At 51.5% G+C, this 15,147-nt stretch carries 17 protein-coding genes and 1 tRNA gene; 6 read left to right on the forward strand and 12 right to left on the reverse strand.

Going from position 1 to position 15,147, the window contains the following annotated elements; all coding sequences use genetic code 11:
* Positions 1-5 precede the first annotated feature (5 nt).
* From HH301_RS06065 to HH301_RS06115, 11 genes are all read right to left on the reverse strand, one after another.
* Complete coding sequence (locus tag HH301_RS06065; RefSeq protein WP_169567600.1) at positions 6-1,391, reverse strand: ribonuclease E/G; 1,386 nt, start codon at positions 1,389-1,391, stop codon at positions 6-8.
* The gene (locus HH301_RS06070; protein ID WP_169567602.1) at positions 1,388-2,014 is read right to left on the reverse strand and encodes a Maf family protein; all 627 of its coding nucleotides are present in this window, start codon (positions 2,012-2,014) and stop codon (positions 1,388-1,390) included. The genes HH301_RS06065 and HH301_RS06070 overlap by 4 nt, the downstream gene beginning before the upstream one ends.
* 73 nt (positions 2,015-2,087) lie before the next feature.
* Positions 2,088-2,306, reverse strand: coding sequence for a translation initiation factor IF-1 (gene infA / locus HH301_RS06075; RefSeq protein WP_169567604.1), 219 nt, complete (start codon positions 2,304-2,306; stop codon positions 2,088-2,090).
* A gap of 168 nt (positions 2,307-2,474) precedes the next feature.
* The gene (locus HH301_RS06080; protein ID WP_169567605.1) at positions 2,475-2,924 is read right to left on the reverse strand and encodes an arsenate-mycothiol transferase ArsC; all 450 of its coding nucleotides are present in this window, start codon (positions 2,922-2,924) and stop codon (positions 2,475-2,477) included.
* 58 nt (positions 2,925-2,982) lie between these two features.
* Positions 2,983-3,465, reverse strand: a complete 483-nt coding sequence (locus HH301_RS06085) for a UPF0262 family protein (protein WP_169567607.1) — start codon at positions 3,463-3,465, stop codon at positions 2,983-2,985.
* 15 nt (positions 3,466-3,480) lie between these two features.
* Positions 3,481-4,791 carry a histidinol dehydrogenase gene (gene hisD, locus HH301_RS06090; protein ID WP_169567609.1) on the reverse strand — a complete coding sequence of 437 codons (1,311 nt, stop codon included), beginning with the start codon at positions 4,789-4,791 and terminating at the stop codon, positions 3,481-3,483.
* On the reverse strand, positions 4,781-5,443 hold the full coding sequence (hisG, locus tag HH301_RS06095; RefSeq protein WP_169567611.1) for an ATP phosphoribosyltransferase: 663 nt from the start codon (positions 5,441-5,443) through the stop codon (positions 4,781-4,783). The genes hisD and hisG overlap by 11 nt, the downstream gene beginning before the upstream one ends.
* A 72-nt stretch (positions 5,444-5,515) precedes the next feature.
* Complete coding sequence (locus HH301_RS06100) at positions 5,516-5,962, reverse strand: DUF2948 family protein (RefSeq protein ID WP_169567613.1); 447 nt, start codon at positions 5,960-5,962, stop codon at positions 5,516-5,518.
* Between the two features lie 17 nt (positions 5,963-5,979).
* A complete protein-coding gene (gene murA / locus HH301_RS06105; RefSeq protein ID WP_169567615.1) occupies positions 5,980-7,266 on the reverse strand; it encodes a UDP-N-acetylglucosamine 1-carboxyvinyltransferase in 1,287 nt (428 codons plus the stop codon).
* Between the two features lie 132 nt (positions 7,267-7,398).
* Positions 7,399-7,959 (reverse strand): dCTP deaminase, encoded by a 561-nt coding sequence (gene dcd / locus HH301_RS06110; RefSeq protein ID WP_169567617.1) that lies wholly within the window; start codon positions 7,957-7,959, stop codon positions 7,399-7,401.
* A 132-nt stretch (positions 7,960-8,091) separates the two neighbouring features.
* Complete coding sequence (locus tag HH301_RS06115) at positions 8,092-8,265, reverse strand: hypothetical protein (protein WP_169567618.1); 174 nt, start codon at positions 8,263-8,265, stop codon at positions 8,092-8,094.
* Between the two features lie 148 nt (positions 8,266-8,413).
* Between HH301_RS06115 and HH301_RS06120 the strand changes: the two genes are divergently transcribed.
* Positions 8,414-8,488 (forward strand) — tRNA-Thr (locus HH301_RS06120).
* A gap of 34 nt (positions 8,489-8,522) precedes the next feature.
* On the opposite strand, the gene HH301_RS06125 is transcribed toward HH301_RS06120, so the two are convergent.
* Complete coding sequence (locus HH301_RS06125) at positions 8,523-9,779, reverse strand: transporter substrate-binding domain-containing protein (RefSeq protein ID WP_169567620.1); 1,257 nt, start codon at positions 9,777-9,779, stop codon at positions 8,523-8,525.
* 172 nt (positions 9,780-9,951) lie between these two features.
* Here HH301_RS06125 and HH301_RS06130 point away from each other — a divergent pair, with 172 nt between their 5' ends.
* The 5 genes from HH301_RS06130 (at position 9,952) to HH301_RS06150 (ending at position 15,142) form a co-directional block, all read left to right on the forward strand.
* A complete protein-coding gene (locus HH301_RS06130) occupies positions 9,952-10,506 on the forward strand; it encodes a hypothetical protein (RefSeq protein WP_169567622.1) in 555 nt (184 codons plus the stop codon).
* Positions 10,507-10,557: 51 nt separating this feature from the next.
* Positions 10,558-11,202 (forward strand): glutathione S-transferase, encoded by a 645-nt coding sequence (locus tag HH301_RS06135; protein WP_169567624.1) that lies wholly within the window; start codon positions 10,558-10,560, stop codon positions 11,200-11,202.
* A 275-nt stretch (positions 11,203-11,477) separates the two neighbouring features.
* The gene (locus HH301_RS06140; RefSeq protein ID WP_169569512.1) at positions 11,478-12,464 is read left to right on the forward strand and encodes a BMP family protein; all 987 of its coding nucleotides are present in this window, start codon (positions 11,478-11,480) and stop codon (positions 12,462-12,464) included.
* Between the two features lie 88 nt (positions 12,465-12,552).
* A complete protein-coding gene (locus HH301_RS06145) occupies positions 12,553-14,100 on the forward strand; it encodes an ABC transporter ATP-binding protein (protein ID WP_169567626.1) in 1,548 nt (515 codons plus the stop codon).
* On the forward strand, positions 14,090-15,142 hold the full coding sequence (locus HH301_RS06150) for an ABC transporter permease (protein ID WP_169567628.1): 1,053 nt from the start codon (positions 14,090-14,092) through the stop codon (positions 15,140-15,142). Before HH301_RS06145 ends, HH301_RS06150 begins: the two co-directional genes overlap by 11 nt.
* Positions 15,143-15,147 lie beyond the last annotated feature (5 nt).

The following is a 15,147-nucleotide window of genomic DNA, read 5'->3' on the forward strand; positions in this document are numbered from 1 at the left end:
CTGATTTATGCAGGGCTGATGTCATAGTCCCAGGGGCCTGTCTCTTTTGCGGCAACCCCAGTTATATGACACCCAAGATGAGAGGATATCTCACTTGACGTTATTTTCCAAAATCGTTGCCAGGCCGGGCCGTAAGTAAATGTGAGACGGGCTCCTTGTCCAGCGTCCAGCTGCTGGCGGAAATCCGTCACTAACTTACTGGCGCGGCGAAGGCTGACCTCTGGTGCGCCCGGCACAGCCGGTAGCGAGAGGAGGTGGGCAAGAGACGGGCGGGTCCGCTGGCGGGTCATTTCGAAGAGGCCAAGGGAGGTAAATCCAATTAAGCGAACCGTCGCCGGATCATCGACGATATAGCGGCTAAGGGCATCGTTAAGGGCCTGACGGGCTTCTTTTTCCTGCAGGCGGAGAAAATCAATAATTAGAATTCCCGACAGATTGCGAAGACGGATTTGGCGGGCAATTTCCTTTGCGGCCACAAGATTGAGGGAAAGCGGCCCTTCCGTTGCGCCGCCGCCCATATCAGACGTTCCTGAGTTGACATCGATGGCGACGAGCGCCTCGGTCTGTTCAACAGTGATGTTTCCCCCGCCCGTCAACGCTATCTGTTTTTCCGTCAGGCTGGTGAGTGTATCCTCCAGTCCGTGATGCGCAAGAAGGCTTTCCCGCCGCGCCCAAATCTCGGAGGGAGTGTCTTCGCCGTATAGAGATTTTGCTGCAGCAATCAGTTTAGGATCATTGCTGAGGACTTCCAACTCCTCTCCTGGTGGCAGATGCTGCGCCAAGCTAGCTGCCTGAGGCGGAGGTGTGTAAAGCGTGACGGTTTTCTTTGCTGTCCCTTCGCGTGATTTAATGTCCTGCCACTGGTCGTGCAGCGCTTTTGCTGCGGCGAACGTCACCTCCAGTGGTTCTGCCTCGGCCCTGCTTCGGGGCCTGAACTCACCCGGCAGATCCGAAACCCGTTTGGTCAGCGCCGCTTTTTTATCTGCATCCTTCCATTTGCCCGGAAAGATGATGCCGCTGCCCAGAGGGCGATAGATCAGGGTTGGGGTTTGCAGTTCCAGAAATGTGGTCAATTCCGCAGGTTTGCCGTCAACCGGGTCCTTCTGGATCTGGACCAATAGGCGCTGACCTTCTGTGAAGAAATCGCGAAGGGAACTGGATTTATCGCCCCTTATGGCTTTGCGGGGAAGCAAGCCTGACTGGTTTTGACCAAGATCCACAAAGGCAGCATTGAGCGCATCATCCAGCTTCAGAATGCGCCCCTTGATGATCTGACCTTTGCGGCTTTGGTGATGGGCGGGTTCCAGTAAGTAGTCAATAAGCGTGTCGCCCTGCAGGAGGCAGGCACGGGTTTGAAAGAGATCTCGCTCGATCAGTAGGGAATAGGTCATTCTTGGACTGTAGAGGGCTGAAGTGCCCGTTGCCAAAGAGGAAAGCCGTTCCCGCTGAGGAGTGCCCCGGTTTCCTGCAGGGGCAGTCCAACTACGTTGCTGTAGGAGCCTTGGATCTGACGAATGAAAAGGCTGCCAAGTCCTTGAATGGCGTATGCGCCTGCTTTGCCCTGCCATTCCCCACTTTTCAGGTAACAGTCGATTTCAAACGAGTCCAGAGGCTTGAATTTAACGGCTGAGGTTACAGACTTGGTAATCTGCTGACCATCGGGTGTGATGAGGGAAAGCCCTGTATGAACCTTGTGAGCCCGGCCAGATAGCAGGGAAAGGAAGCCTTTTGCTTCTGCCTCGTTAGCCGCTTTACCCAGAATGCGACGGCCAACCGCAACCACTGTATCAGCGGCGAGCAGATAGGCCCCTTTGTGGCGTTCCATGACCGCAGCCGCTTTTTCGCGGGCTAACCGCTCCGCATAAGGGCGTGGCTGTTCGTCCCCGCCTGGCGTTTCATCAATATCGGCGGGGTCAATCTGGTCGGGAGTGATCCCGATCTGAAGAAGAAGTTCCTTGCGGCGCGGTGAAGCGGAGGCAAGGATCAATAAGGGGGAGCGGTTAGTGTCTGTCATCAGGTCCGGTTTTTGGCGCGACAGGACGGCCCGAGGGAGCAGAGCTCAAGTAAGGCCGACCACTCCACACAACTTACTTGAAGCGGAAAGTGATACGGCCTTTAGTCAGGTCGTAAGGTGTCATTTCAACGGTGACGCGATCACCCTGCAATACGCGAATACGGTGTTTGCGCATTTTACCGGCTGTGTGTGCCAGCACTTCGTGGTCGTTTTCCAGTTTGACGCGGAACATTGCGTTCGGAAGAAGTTCCGTAACAGTTCCCTCAAATTCAAGCAGTTCTTCTTTAGCCATAGATTACCTTGTTAAGCTGTTCAAAAAGTGAATGCAAAATGCGATTGCCTGCGGGAAATTGCAAGCCCTAGTTTGTGAATTCTCACAATTTAGCCCCTAAAACAGGCATTTAGGTCGCAGTTATCACACCTATTATACCATAAATAGCGGTTTTTTTAAATTTTTGGCCTAAACGTTCGGATGTGGCAGGGTTGAGAAGCGGCTGCGGATCCGTTGATAGAGATCATCACGGACTTGCCGGTAGGCGTTTAAGCGCATTTCCCGGCTGCCTTCCACCTCTGATGGGTCCGGTGTGATCCAGTATTCCACATCACAGGCCATGGTGCGGGTCATTTCCTCTGCTGCAGCCTGGGCAGGTTTAGACAGGCAGATAATGAGATCGAAGGAGTTGTCTTCCAGCTCATCAAAATTTTTCGCCAAGTGGTTTTCCACATCAAGGCCGATTTCATCCATAACCTCGATAGCAAAACCATCGATCTCCCGAGCCCTGACACCCGCACTGTCCACATAGATCCGATTGCCATAAAGGCTGCGCATGATTTCCTCAGCCATGGGGGAGCGGATACTGTTATGAGTGCAGGCGAATAGCACACTGGTTGGCGCAAAAGTCGATTCCATCGATCACTCGCCCCTGTGTATGAGTGATCTGCTGCGGTTGCTGCAGTTTGTCACGATCTCAGCCCCGGATATGCAACACACAAATCAGGGTGAAAAGTCTTCGGGCGGTATCGAAGTCGGTATCGACTTTCTCTTTGAGGCGCTCGAGAAGCAGCTCTGTGCCTTCATTGTGCAAACCCCTGCGCCCCATATCAATCGCTTCAATCTTTGCAGGAGAGGCACTTTTAATGGCTGAGAAATAGCTTTCGCAAATCTGGAAATAGTCCTTGATAATTCGGCGAAAGGAGATGACCGGCAAGGGTAGGCGCATAAGTTCTGTGCTGTCATCGTCGGCCCGGATGTCAAAGATCAGGCGGTTATCCTCGATCGCCAGGTGAAGCGAGAAGGGGCCCGCATTTTCCTGACCGACAAGAGCAAAATGGTTCTGGTCAAGGAGGTCATAAATGGCAACTTTGCGCTCATGCTCAATATCTGGGTTCCGCCGGACGACTGATTTTTCATCCAGGGTGATATTGACAATTTGCTGATGATCGGCTGCCATTCTTGCCTCCTGAGGTTAGGTTTGATCCGGCATATTCAGACGGATAGCGATGGAAAGCGCATGAGCCCCCAGCCCTTCTGACTGGGCGAGGCGCACGGCTGGCGGCCCGATTAAACCAAGACCGTCTGCATCCAGCTGAATAAGAGATGAGCGCTTCATGAAGTCCAGGGTCGACAGGCCAGAAGAGAACCGGGCCGTGCGCGCCGTTGGCAGCACATGGTTCGGACCCGCAATATAGTCACCAATGGCCTCAGGGGTGTAGCGCCCCATAAAGATCGCGCCAGCATGACGGATCTTTTCGGACAGGGCTTTCGGATCATCGACGCAAAGTTCCAGATGTTCAGGTGCCAGACGATCGACAAGCGCCGGGGCGTCCCTGGAAATATCATCAACAACAATTACCGCGCCATAATCTTTCCAGCTGGCAGCGGCGATTTCGGTCCGTGGTAGGTTTTTAAGGTGACTTTGAACGGCCTCTTCCACTGAAACAGCAAACGCGGCATCATCCGTGATCAGGATACTCTGGGCGACTGGATCATGCTCAGCTTGGGACAGAAGGTCGGCTGCAATCCAGGCGGGATCATTCTTGTTGTCCGCAACCACCAGAATTTCAGACGGACCCGCAATCATATCAATGCCAACGGTTCCGAAGACCTGTTTCTTGGCGGTGGCGACGAAAGCGTTGCCCGGGCCGACAATTTTATCCACCTTGGCAATGGTTTCCGTTCCATAGGCAAGTGCGGCCACAGCCTGTGCCCCGCCTATGCGATAAACTTCATCCACGCCGCAAAGATCGGCAGCTGCCAAGACCAATGGATTAATCGCACCATCGGGTGTTGGTACCACCATGACAAGACGGGATGCACCCGCAACTTTCGCCGGAATGGCGTTCATCAGCACTGAGGATGGATAAGTCGCAAGGCCACCCGGTACATACAGGCCGACATTTTCAATAGCTGTCCAGCGGTAGCCAAGTTCAATTCCATCAGCATCTGTGTAGGAAAGATCCTCAGGCTTTTGTTTTTCGTGATAGGACGCGATCCGATCCGCTGCAATTTTGAGCGCATCGAGTGTTGCGTCATCACAGTCCGCAATAGCAGCCTTAATTTCCTCCGCGCTGACCAGAAGGTCTTTGCCGGTTTGCAAGTTCAACCGATCAAAGCGGTTTGTATAGTCAATAACGGCTGCATCCCCTCGCGCGCGCACATCGCTGAGGATATCAGCAACAGTGGCGTTTACATCAGCATCGGTTTCCCGCTTTTGGCCCAGCAGGGTTTCGAAAGCAGCATCAAAGCCTGCATCGGTTTGGTTCAGTTTATTCGCCATCGATCAAAGCCCTGAATTTCTGGATCCAGTCATTAAGCTCTTCAGAGCGGGTTTTTAATGCGGCGCGATTGACCACGAGGCGGGAGGTAATGTCGAGGATCTTTTCAACTTCCACCAGTCCATTGGCCTTCAATGTTGCGCCGGAAGAAACCAGGTCCACAATCCGGCGACAAAGGCCAAGTCCCGGGGCCAATTCCATGGCGCCCGAGAGTTTGATGCATTCAGCCTGAATACCCTGTTCTGCAAAATACTGTTTCGTCAGGTTTGGATATTTGGTGGCGATACGGACGTGGCTCCAGCGGGATGGGTCCCTGTCTTCTTCCATATCAGCAGGCTGGGCAACCGCCAGATAACAATGACCAATATCCAGGTCCACCGGCGCATAGATTTCCGGATAGTTATGCTCCAGCAGCACATCATTTCCGGCAACGCCAAGCTGGGCTGCGCCAAAGGCAACAAAGGTAGCCACATCGAATGAGCGCACCCGGATGATAGAAATATGAGGATGGTTGGTCCTGAAATGCAGCAGGCGGCTGTCCGGATCGTCGAAAGCGGCTTCCGGTTCAATTCCGGCAGCCCGAACCAGAGGCATGACCTCTTTCAGAATACGCCCTTTAGGCAGGGCGATGACCAACTCTTCGTTCGCGGGCACTTTATTGCTCCATAGCGGTTACGGTTACTTATATATATTGGGGGTTGTTCTAACGTGAAAGCCTTAAAAAATCTAATCTTCCAGTGGATGAGACGGAATTTTGTCCGTATTCCAGGCTTCCCCGACATCAGTGAGGGCCGCGTGAATACATTCGACCTGCATTTCGAGGGTTCTTTCGTCCGCAAAATTCAGGCGGATAAGGACTGTTTCGTCAGCCTCTTCGCTGGTTTCGATGGAGAGCAGCTCCATGACCATGGTTCTGTCCGTTTGCGGGATGTTTTTTGCCCGGATTTTCATAACATCGGTGAACAGGATACCGCACCGGACGCGGCTGGCTTTCTGCTCGCTTCTGCTGCGATCTTCCCATCTGAGACGGGATGCTGTCAGGGTAAACTGCCGCTGCTTAGAGGAAAAGCTCATCTCCCCAGGGCTGGTAATTGCCCCCTCCAACGCTGCTGAGAGAATGGAAATATCCTCTGCATCCATGGCATAGAGTTTCAATTCGTCGCTCACTGTCATGCCCCCTAAGACCTTACTCAAGCACTTTCTTGTATTCGCTCAATATCTGCACCGCAAGCGGCAAGTTTCTCTTCCAACCGCTCATAGCCCCGGTCCAAATGATAAACCCGGTTGATAACAGTCTCTCCCTTGGCGGCAAGACCGGCTAGAACGAGGGAGACTGAAGCGCGCAAATCTGTCGCCATTACCGGGGCACCAACTAGTTCTGGAACCCCCCGGACCATAGCCGAGCGGCCATGCACGTTGATATTGGCGCCGAGGCGTGAGAGTTCTGGCACATGCATGAAACGGTTTTCGAAAATATTTTCCGTAATCATGGCGGCGCCATCGGCAACACTCATCAAGGCCATGATTTGAGCCTGCATATCTGTCGGGTAACCCGGATAGGGTTGGGTCAGAATATCTACGCCATGGATCGGTGTCGCAGGGTCCCGTTCCACAATCAGCCCATCATCGGTACGTTCAATGCTTACACCAGCCTCTTCCAATACTTCCAGAACAGCATTGATCAATTCCGCATCGGTATTATGAAGCTCGATCCGGCCGCCTGCAATCGCCGCCGCAATGGCATAAGTGCCGGTTTCGATCCGGTCGGGCATAACCCGATGCTCTGCCCCGTGCAGGGATTTCTTGCCGGTCACCACTAATCGATCTGTGCCATCACCTTCAATCTCAGCACCCATGGCGCGGAGCAAATGAACAAGATCTGTGATTTCCGGCTCCCGCGCGGCATTTTCAAGCACGGTAACCCCATCAGCAAGTGTTGCCGCCATCAGCAGATCTTCGGTAGCGCCGACAGAGACAGTATCAAAACGGATCTCTGCGCCTTTCAATCCGTTCGGGGCTTCTGCCACCATATAGCCACCTTCAATGTGGATTTCTGCTCCCATCGCTTCCAGACCATCCACATGCAGGTTCATAGGGCGTGTGCCAATTGCACAGCCACCGGGCAATGATACTTTTGCTTTGCCAACCCGCGCCAAAAGGGGCCCCAAAACAAGCGCGCCGGCCCGCATTTTTCGAACAATATCATAAGGAGCTTCGGTGCTGGTGATATCCGTTGCGGCCAGTGCGACTGATCGGCCGCTGGAGCAGCCATTGCCGTTGAGGTGCGCCTTGACGCCATGTTGGCAGAGCAGATTAATCAGGGTGGAAATATCAGCCACGTGGGGAAGGTTGCTGAGGGTGACGGTTTCCTCAGTCAGCAGGCAGGCCACCATGAGGGGAAGGGCCGCATTCTTTGCGCCACTGATCTCTATCTTTCCGTAAAGCGGCTTGCCACCGCGAATTCGAATACTATCCATCTGAACCTGTTATCGATCCTGCTGGTGTGTCTTGCCAGCAGGGTATTTTAAAGACGAAAGGAGGGGCTTGTTCAAAGCCACCTCCGTAAAGAAACTCTGGTGCGGTCCGTTAAAGACCAGTTTTGCGGCAACTTAAAGGCGCGGCAGGGTGACCCCTTCCTGTCCCATATATTTACCGGATCTGTCCTTGTAGGACACCTCGCAAGGCTCATTCCCTTTCAGGAACAGGAACTGGCAGGCGCCTTCATTGGCATAAATCTTCGCGGGCAACGGTGTGGTATTGGAAAATTCCAGGGTCACATGCCCTTCCCACTCCGGCTCCAGCGGGGTTACGTTCACGATAATACCGCACCGTGCATAGGTGGATTTCCCAAGGCAGATGACAAGGACATCGCGGGGAATGCGGAAATATTCAACCGTCCGCGCCAGCACAAAAGAATTGGGTGGGATCACACAGACATCTGTTTTCCGGTCGACGAAACTATCGCTGGAGAAAGCTTTTGGATCCACAGTTGCCGAATCGACATTGGTGAAGATCTTGAACTCATCCGAAACCCGGGCGTCATATCCGTATGATGACAGTCCATAAGAAATCATGTTCTCCCGTTTCTGGCTTTCCACAAACGGTTCAATCATTCTTTGGTTTGGATCAAGGGCGGCTGACCGGATCCACTTATCGGACAGGATGGACATAAACGGCATCTCCACTAAAAAAGCGCACGAAAATTTGCGGTATCTTATAGACAGTTTCGGTCGGGGCCAAGGGGGAAGCGCGGAAAAACCGATTGCGCACAAAAACCAGCCCTGACAAGACTTGACTGCAGGCTAATCGGTCAGACGGTTCTTGTTCTTAATCGCATCCGGGGCTGCTTCACCACGGCCGCGCTGCAAGCCCTTCCGGCGTTTTAGATTTTCCCGCAAGGCTTTTTCCAGCCGGGCCTTTTTTTCGGCCGCTGCCTGCTCTTTCGGGCTTAAGGGTTTTTTGTCGCTCTCTGTCATGCTCTCATCTGCGTTGAGGAGGATGGATCTGTCTCTATCAGGAATGGGAAAAGAGATGAACAAAAAACTGAATTTTAGGATTGCAGAAAGACTTTTGGTCTTATATACACCTTGCGCAATCGCGACGCGTCTATCCAAGGCGCTCCCAGCCGCCGTAGCTCAGTGGTAGAGCACTCCCTTGGTAAGGGAGAGGTCGAGAGTTCAATTCTCTCCGGCGGCACCATTTCCTCAAAAAATAGATGCCCTTTGACGGTAGCCTAAAATTCTAGCGCGGTCGTCAGTGCCAGATCTGCATCAAATCCCGTTGTCATCAGGCCCAGAACTGTATTGGTTTTCGGATCCATGAGCGGGGTCGTGATCTGGATTTGGAACTTCTGGGTGGAGGCGTCGAAATCAATTTCTGAAATGTGGAGCCTGTAGCCTTTTTCGATAATGGATTGATAGGGCGCCTCATCTCCTTGCCAATAATCGCTGGTTACCTGGTTCATGCCAATCAGATACCCATCTATATCCATGATGAATAATTCACTGATCTTGCCATTGGTTAGGCCCGTTAGCCGACGTAGGAACTCTGAAAGGGGGGTGTTTTCAATTTCGTCCATCAACCGGGTACGATTGCCTTTGATCTGAGCTTCTTTCCACCGGTTGTCTTCATCTTCTGTGCTAACAATCTTTGGGGGAGACTCAAGAGCTTCTTTTGTCAGCTTTAACAGAGTTCTGAAATTGCCATCACTTAGCAGGAGTTCCTGCTGAATATTCATGAGAAGTCTTGCTTCCTCGATCTTTGGTTTGAGGCGATCCTGAACGCAGTAGTCGATATTATTGTTGAAGGTATCCAGAAAAGTTGGATTTCTCTCAATAAAACCGTTGGAAAAGTACATAACCAGCGGGGCGTATCGCACGAAATACGCTGAGAATTCTCTCGCGGGTGTTTCGGTCAGAAAGACATTTCGCCAGAACCGTGTTTGATCGGCAAGTGCATAAGAAATCCTTTCCCGATGCAGCATCTTGACGATGGAGCTCAGACTTGGTGCGGTTACAATGTGATCGAAATTCCGTTGCTTGAGCCAGCGATGTTCGTTTGAACCAAGAACAGCCCCAACAGATTGCCCTCCTGCGCTGCTTGAAAGTCCCTCTTTTCGCTGAAACATATACCAGCGTTCGATGGCAACGGGCTGTGAAGCCAGGGCGATGTCCTCCGACACTAATTTGGGGGAGTGCAGAAAGAAACCGTCTATTTCATTTTTGCGGGTGAGAATTCTGTTTCGCATGACAGGAGACGAGACAATTTCATACCGCCAGTTGATGCGATCCAGAATGCACTGAACTGTCTCCATGTGGCGGGAATTTGTGGCATCCAAGCTTTCACTGAACTCAGTATCCAAATCTGTGCGTAACTTGAGGGTTCGCTCTTTGTCATGTTCAGTGGCTTCCGCACTAGGTGCAGAGATGAGTATTCCAGCACTCAGGATGAGTATGGCTGAAAGGCAACAAATTCTTGTCAGAAGCCCCACGTCGATGAACCTTTTAACAAAATACACACACAGACCTTTTTTAAAGACTTATGCTAAGACAGCATAACTAAAAATGCAGCAGTTGCAGCCCGTAATTTCCGTTTTCAAAAGCCAATCCATTCAATATGGTGCAGTTGGCTGGGAAATCATCCAATATGATGAGGGGTAGGAAATGAAAAAGGCGTTAATTTTGGTATTGTTCGTGGTCTCGGCCGGTCTTTTTGGGTGGGAGATGAACCGCTATGCAACCAGTGGTACGGAAATCACGTCAATCCCGCTATCCGCCAACACCGGAACAATCGACAACCTGATATTGACGCCTGAAATGTCGAAGACCCGGCTGATCCTGTCGATCTCTTACGAGGTCAACCTGCAGGAAGGATTGAACCGGCTCTACACCTACCAAGTTGCCTTGAGGGATCAAGGCGGGCAGTTGGTTGCAGAGGAAGATCGCACTCATGAAAAATCTCTCGGTGATCAAGGGAGTGCTTATGAGGCCAATAGTCAAAACCACATCATAAGTAGTTTTGATGTACCGGTGACAGGATCCTACCAGGTGAGTTGGGATTTAAATCCCAAGAAAGCCAGCATAAAAGAAGCCACCCTGAAGGTGCGCCGCAATGTGTCCGATCTGAATATCCCGATCCTGGTTATTTCAGGGATCCTTTTCGCTTTAGGGTGGGTGCTGATTTTCATCTCCCGTAGATCAAACATCAAAGAAGTCTGACGTAATTGGCCAAGGCAGCTCTGGCCAGACGATACACAAAAAGGAAAATTTATGCATTTATTGCTCGGAAACAGGCGGTATTCATCCTGGTCACTGAGGGGATATCTGGCGGTCAAATTTGCTGGTCTTGAAGTTGAGGAGACAGTTATTCCCCTCTTTCAGGAAGACACGGCCGCTAAAATTAAAGCAATAGCGCCTGATGCACCGGCTCGGGTTCCTGTCCTGGTTACAGATCAAGGAGACGCTGTTTGGGACACCTTGTCCATTTTTGAATATGCCGCAGAGAAATCCCGGAAGGGGCCGCTCTGGCCGAAGGATGAGGCAGCCCGCGCCCGTGCCCGTTCGATTACGGCGGAAATGCATTCTTCTTTCGTGCCGCTTCGAAGCGTGGTGCCCATGAACCTTGCCCGAGTAGATGAATTTGAGCCGCTTCCGGATGACGTTCAGGCTGATGTGGATCGAATCGTTCAAATCTGGACGGATTGCCGGGCAAAATATGGATCGGAGGGGCCTTTTCTGTTTGGCAAGTTATCGCTTGCAGATGCCGCCTTTGCGCCCGTTGCAGTGCGATTTAAAAGCCGCTCTCTTCCGCTTCCAGAAGTTGCCTCAGCCTATATTGACGCGCTTTGGGCGTTGCCCGATTTTGTCACTTGGCGTGAACTGGCTGAAGCTGAGCCCTGGATCATAGATCAATAAAAAAACGCCTGTTTTTTGAGCAACCTGCTCGTGAAACGGACACATAAACTTCGATTTTCTTCTTCTATCAGGGAATCGGAACTTAAGCATTTGTGCGGGTTTAGGCTTGTGAGCCGCCAAAAACCGCATTTTCTTGATCAGTTGGTCAGGTTTTTCTGCTATGGTAAATAAAAAATTAAGGCCCTGCCAAACTGGCACGGAACTTGATAAAAGAAACGGACAGTTAAAAAACGCCGGGATAGTCCCGGCATGACTTAGGAGAGCGAAAAATGGGGATGAGAAAAATCCTGTCAGCCGTCGTTGTCGGCGCGACCCTGCTCGCAGGGATGGCAGCAGCCCAGGCTGAAAAACTGAAGGTTGCCGGTATTTACACCGTGCCAGTTCAGCAAAAATGGGCTGGTACACTGCATCGGGCGCTTGTGAAGGCTGAAGAAGAAGGCAAAATTGATTATGTTTTCTCCGAAAAGACAGCCAATACAGACTATGTCCGGGTAATGCGCGAATATGCTGAAAGCGGCGTCAAACTGATCGTTGGGGAAGCCTTTGGTATTAGCCGTGAAGCGCGTAAAGTGGCGGATGATTATCCTGAAGTGGCGTTCCTTATGGGGGATCCAGGGGACAAATACGGCTCCAACTTCTCCGTTTTTGATAACTACATTCACGAGCCATGCTACCTGATGGGTGTCATTGCCGGTACAATGACCAAAACCAACAAGATCGGCATGATCGGTGGGTACCCAATTGGTGAAGTGAACCGCCTGTTCCATGCTTTCATGGCTGGCGCAAAATCTGTCAATCCAGACGTGGAGTTCAAAGTTTCCTTCATTGGGTCCTGGTATGATCCGCCCAAAGCCAAGGAATTTGCTTTTGCGCAAGTCGAATCCGGTGTCGATATCCTGTATGCGGAGCGGGCTGGTGTTGTAGACGCCGCTCGGGAAAAAGGCATTCTTGCCTTTGGTAACGTGAACGACATGAACAAGGAAGAAAACGGCACGGATGTGGTTGTCGCATCTGCTCTTTGGCATATGGAAAATGCGATTAATTACGCGATTGATCTCGTAAAAGCCGGTAACTTCAAGGCTGAAAACTACAAGGAATGGACCATGATGCAAAAAGGTGGTGCTTCCCTGTCTCCTTACTATGAGTTTGACTCCAAAATTCCAGCTGAGACTAAAGCGAAAGTCGAAGAACTGGCTGCCAAAATCAAGGCAGGTGAGTTCGAAGTCGAAATCATCGACGATGAACCAAAATCAACATTCTGATCAACGGATCCATTTTTTTGATTTGAGTGATTAAGTGTGAAGAGGTGGTTCGCCACCTCTTCTTTTCAGTGTTTTGGGGGATATTCCGTTGGCCGCTTCGCAACCTGTCTTAAGCGTCAATAACATCACAAAAAAATTTGGTGATCTTGTGGCCAATGACGCCATCAGCTTTACCCTTCACAAGGGCAAAGTTCTCTCACTGTTGGGAGAGAACGGGGCTGGCAAGACCACATTGATGAATATCATCTTTGGTCATTACGCTGCAGATGAGGGCAGCGTTGAGATATTTGGAAAGACGCTGACGGCGGCCAATCCGGCAGAGGCTCTCGCCCTTGGTGTTGGCATGGTGCATCAGCATTTTACCCTGGCCGATAACCTGACCGTTCTGGAAAATATTATTTTAGGAACCGAGCCATTATGGCAGCTTCGCCAGGATAAGCAGAAAGGACGAAACCGGCTGGTTGAACTTTCGCAGGAGTTTGGCTTGCATGTGGATCCCGATCGGTTGATCCGCGACCTGACCGTTGGGGAAAAACAACGGGTTGAAATTCTAAAAGCCCTGTATCGGGGGGCGAAAATCCTGATCCTGGATGAGCCGACAGCCGTGCTCACGCCGCAGGAGACCGATCAGTTATTCAAGATCCTGAAAGATATGCTGGCGCTTGGCCTCTCGGTGATTTTCATTTCCCATAAACTGGGCGAAGTCATGGAAATTGCTGATGATATTGTAGTGTTGCGTCATGGCAAACTGGTGGCAGAGTTTCCAAAGAGCGAGGCTTCCCGCGAGATTATTGCGGAAAAAATGGTGGGTGAGGTCATTCCCAAGCCCAAGCGCAAACCCATGCCTGCGGGTGCGACCTTACTGAAAATGTCAGATATTGAGGTTAAGGGAGAAGAGGGGCAACCGCTGCTTCGGGGCTTGAGTTTCGAGTTGAAGCGCAACCAGGTAATTGGCATCGCGGGTGTTTCCGGTAATGGGCAAAAGCCCTTTTCTGATTTGATTTCCGGGATTATCAGTCCAACAGACGGATTGTTTGATTTGCATGGCGAAAAAGTAGAGCGATTTGATCCCCGCTTCATGCTGTCAAAGGGGATCGGTAGGATCCCAGAGGATCGCCATCATCAAGGAGTTGTCGGGGATTTTTCCATCGAGGAAAACATGATCCTTGAGACATATGAAGCCGACCGGTTTTCTGCGTTCGGCTGGATGAAACAACTGAATATTACAGAGCATGCCAAAGCCCTGATTAAGGGTTTCGATATCCGGGGGGCGAACCCCAAAACCGTGATCCGGGGGCTATCTGGCGGCAATATGCAAAAGGTGATTTTGTCTCGGGTTTTGGAAAACCAGCCTGAGGTTATTTTAGCCAATCAGCCGACCCGTGGTTTGGATGTTGGCGCGGCCACCTTTGTGCATGAACAGCTTTTCAAGGCGAGAGAGGCGGGCGCAGGGATTATTCTGATATCTGAAGATCTGGAGGAGTTGCTGGCAGTCTCCGATCAGGTGGCTGTTATGTATCACGGCCAGTTAAGTCCGCCCCAGCCGGTGGAGCAGGTGACATTGCAGGAGCTTGGGTTATTGATGAGTGGAGAGGGTTTCGTGCCTGCTGGTAAAGGAGCTGCCCATGCAGCTTGAACCTAGATTAAATACACCCATTTGGATGTCTATTGCCGCGCCCATCTTGGCGGTGATTGCTGCACTTATTTTATGTGCAGGGCTAATTATCTGGGCTGATGTGCCCGTGATACCTTCCTATATCGCTTTGATAAAAGGTGCTTTTGGATCCAAGTTTGCCATCGCAGAAACTTTGGTTCGAGCGACACCGCTGATGTTGACCGGGTTGGCTGCGGCTGTTGCCTTTCGCGCCAAGCTTTGGAACATCGGGGGGGAGGGACAGCTATATGTGGGCGCCCTTGCTGCCACATATTTTGGAACCGGTTTGATCACTTTACCAAGCGGATTGATGATCCCTTTTCTCTTCGTTGTAGGGGCGATCGCAGGGGGACTTCTATTGTTGGTCCCGGCTCTTTTGAAAACGCGCCTGAAGGTGGATGAAGTCGTCACCACGCTACTTTTGAACTTCATTATTCTTTTGCTGACAAATTATCTGCTCTTCGGCCCATGGAAGGATCCAATGGCGATGGGCTGGCCGCAAGGCGCGCCGATTATTGACGAAGGGATCCTGCCCAAGTTAATTGCCAAGACCCGCCTGCATGGGGGACTGATTTTCTCCCTGATCGCTGCGATCAGTGTCTGGATTGTCATGACCAAAACAAAATGGGGGTTGGAGATCCGTGCCGTTGGTATCAATCAGGATGCTGCGCGATTTGCCGGAATTCCCATCAATAAAACCATCATCCGGACCGCGTTGATTTCCGGCGGCTTGGCTGCATGTGCCGGTGTGACGGAGGTTGCTGGAACGAAGGAATATCTCACGCTCGATATCTCGCCGGGCTTTGGTTACACCGGAATTGCTGTGGCTATGTTGGCAGGTCTAAATCCGCTCGGTGTTGTTGTGGCAGCGCTTTTCATCGCGGGAATTTACAACGGCGCCGACAGCATGAGCAGGGCTATGGATGTTTCTAATTATATTGCGGATGTAATCACTGCGACCTCGCTGTTGTTGGTGATGCTGGCGGTCATGCTGACGCGGATGAAAATCCGCTTTGCCAAATAGGGGGA

The sequence above is a fragment of the Sneathiella limimaris genome, assembly GCF_012932565.1.
GTDB classification, from domain to species: Bacteria; Pseudomonadota; Alphaproteobacteria; order Sneathiellales; family Sneathiellaceae; genus Sneathiella; species Sneathiella limimaris.

What these genes read in the sequence shown, in the direction of transcription:
- HH301_RS06130 (WP_169567622.1), top strand. Translation starts at nt 9,952, where the DNA reads ATGAAAAAGGCGTTAATTTTGGTATTGTTCGTGGTCTCGGCCGGTCTT.
- HH301_RS06115 (WP_169567618.1), bottom strand. Translation starts at nt 8,265, where the DNA reads ATGACAGAGAGCGACAAAAAACCCTTAAGCCCGAAAGAGCAGGCAGCG.
- HH301_RS06085 (WP_169567607.1), bottom strand. Translation starts at nt 3,465, where the DNA reads ATGGCAGCCGATCATCAGCAAATTGTCAATATCACCCTGGATGAAAAA.
- HH301_RS06065 (WP_169567600.1), bottom strand. Translation starts at nt 1,391, where the DNA reads ATGACCTATTCCCTACTGATCGAGCGAGATCTCTTTCAAACCCGTGCC.
- hisD (WP_169567609.1), bottom strand. Translation starts at nt 4,791, where the DNA reads ATGGCGAATAAACTGAACCAAACCGATGCAGGCTTTGATGCTGCTTTC.
- HH301_RS06080 (WP_169567605.1), bottom strand. Translation starts at nt 2,924, where the DNA reads ATGGAATCGACTTTTGCGCCAACCAGTGTGCTATTCGCCTGCACTCAT.
- HH301_RS06070 (WP_169567602.1), bottom strand. Translation starts at nt 2,014, where the DNA reads ATGACAGACACTAACCGCTCCCCCTTATTGATCCTTGCCTCCGCTTCA.
- dcd (WP_169567617.1), bottom strand. Translation starts at nt 7,959, where the DNA reads ATGTCCATCCTGTCCGATAAGTGGATCCGGTCAGCCGCCCTTGATCCA.
- infA (WP_169567604.1), bottom strand. Translation starts at nt 2,306, where the DNA reads ATGGCTAAAGAAGAACTGCTTGAATTTGAGGGAACTGTTACGGAACTT.
- murA (WP_169567615.1), bottom strand. Translation starts at nt 7,266, where the DNA reads ATGGATAGTATTCGAATTCGCGGTGGCAAGCCGCTTTACGGAAAGATA.
- HH301_RS06140 (WP_169569512.1), top strand. Translation starts at nt 11,478, where the DNA reads ATGAGAAAAATCCTGTCAGCCGTCGTTGTCGGCGCGACCCTGCTCGCA.
- HH301_RS06100 (WP_169567613.1), bottom strand. Translation starts at nt 5,962, where the DNA reads ATGACAGTGAGCGACGAATTGAAACTCTATGCCATGGATGCAGAGGAT.
- HH301_RS06135 (WP_169567624.1), top strand. Translation starts at nt 10,558, where the DNA reads ATGCATTTATTGCTCGGAAACAGGCGGTATTCATCCTGGTCACTGAGG.
- HH301_RS06150 (WP_169567628.1), top strand. Translation starts at nt 14,090, where the DNA reads ATGCAGCTTGAACCTAGATTAAATACACCCATTTGGATGTCTATTGCC.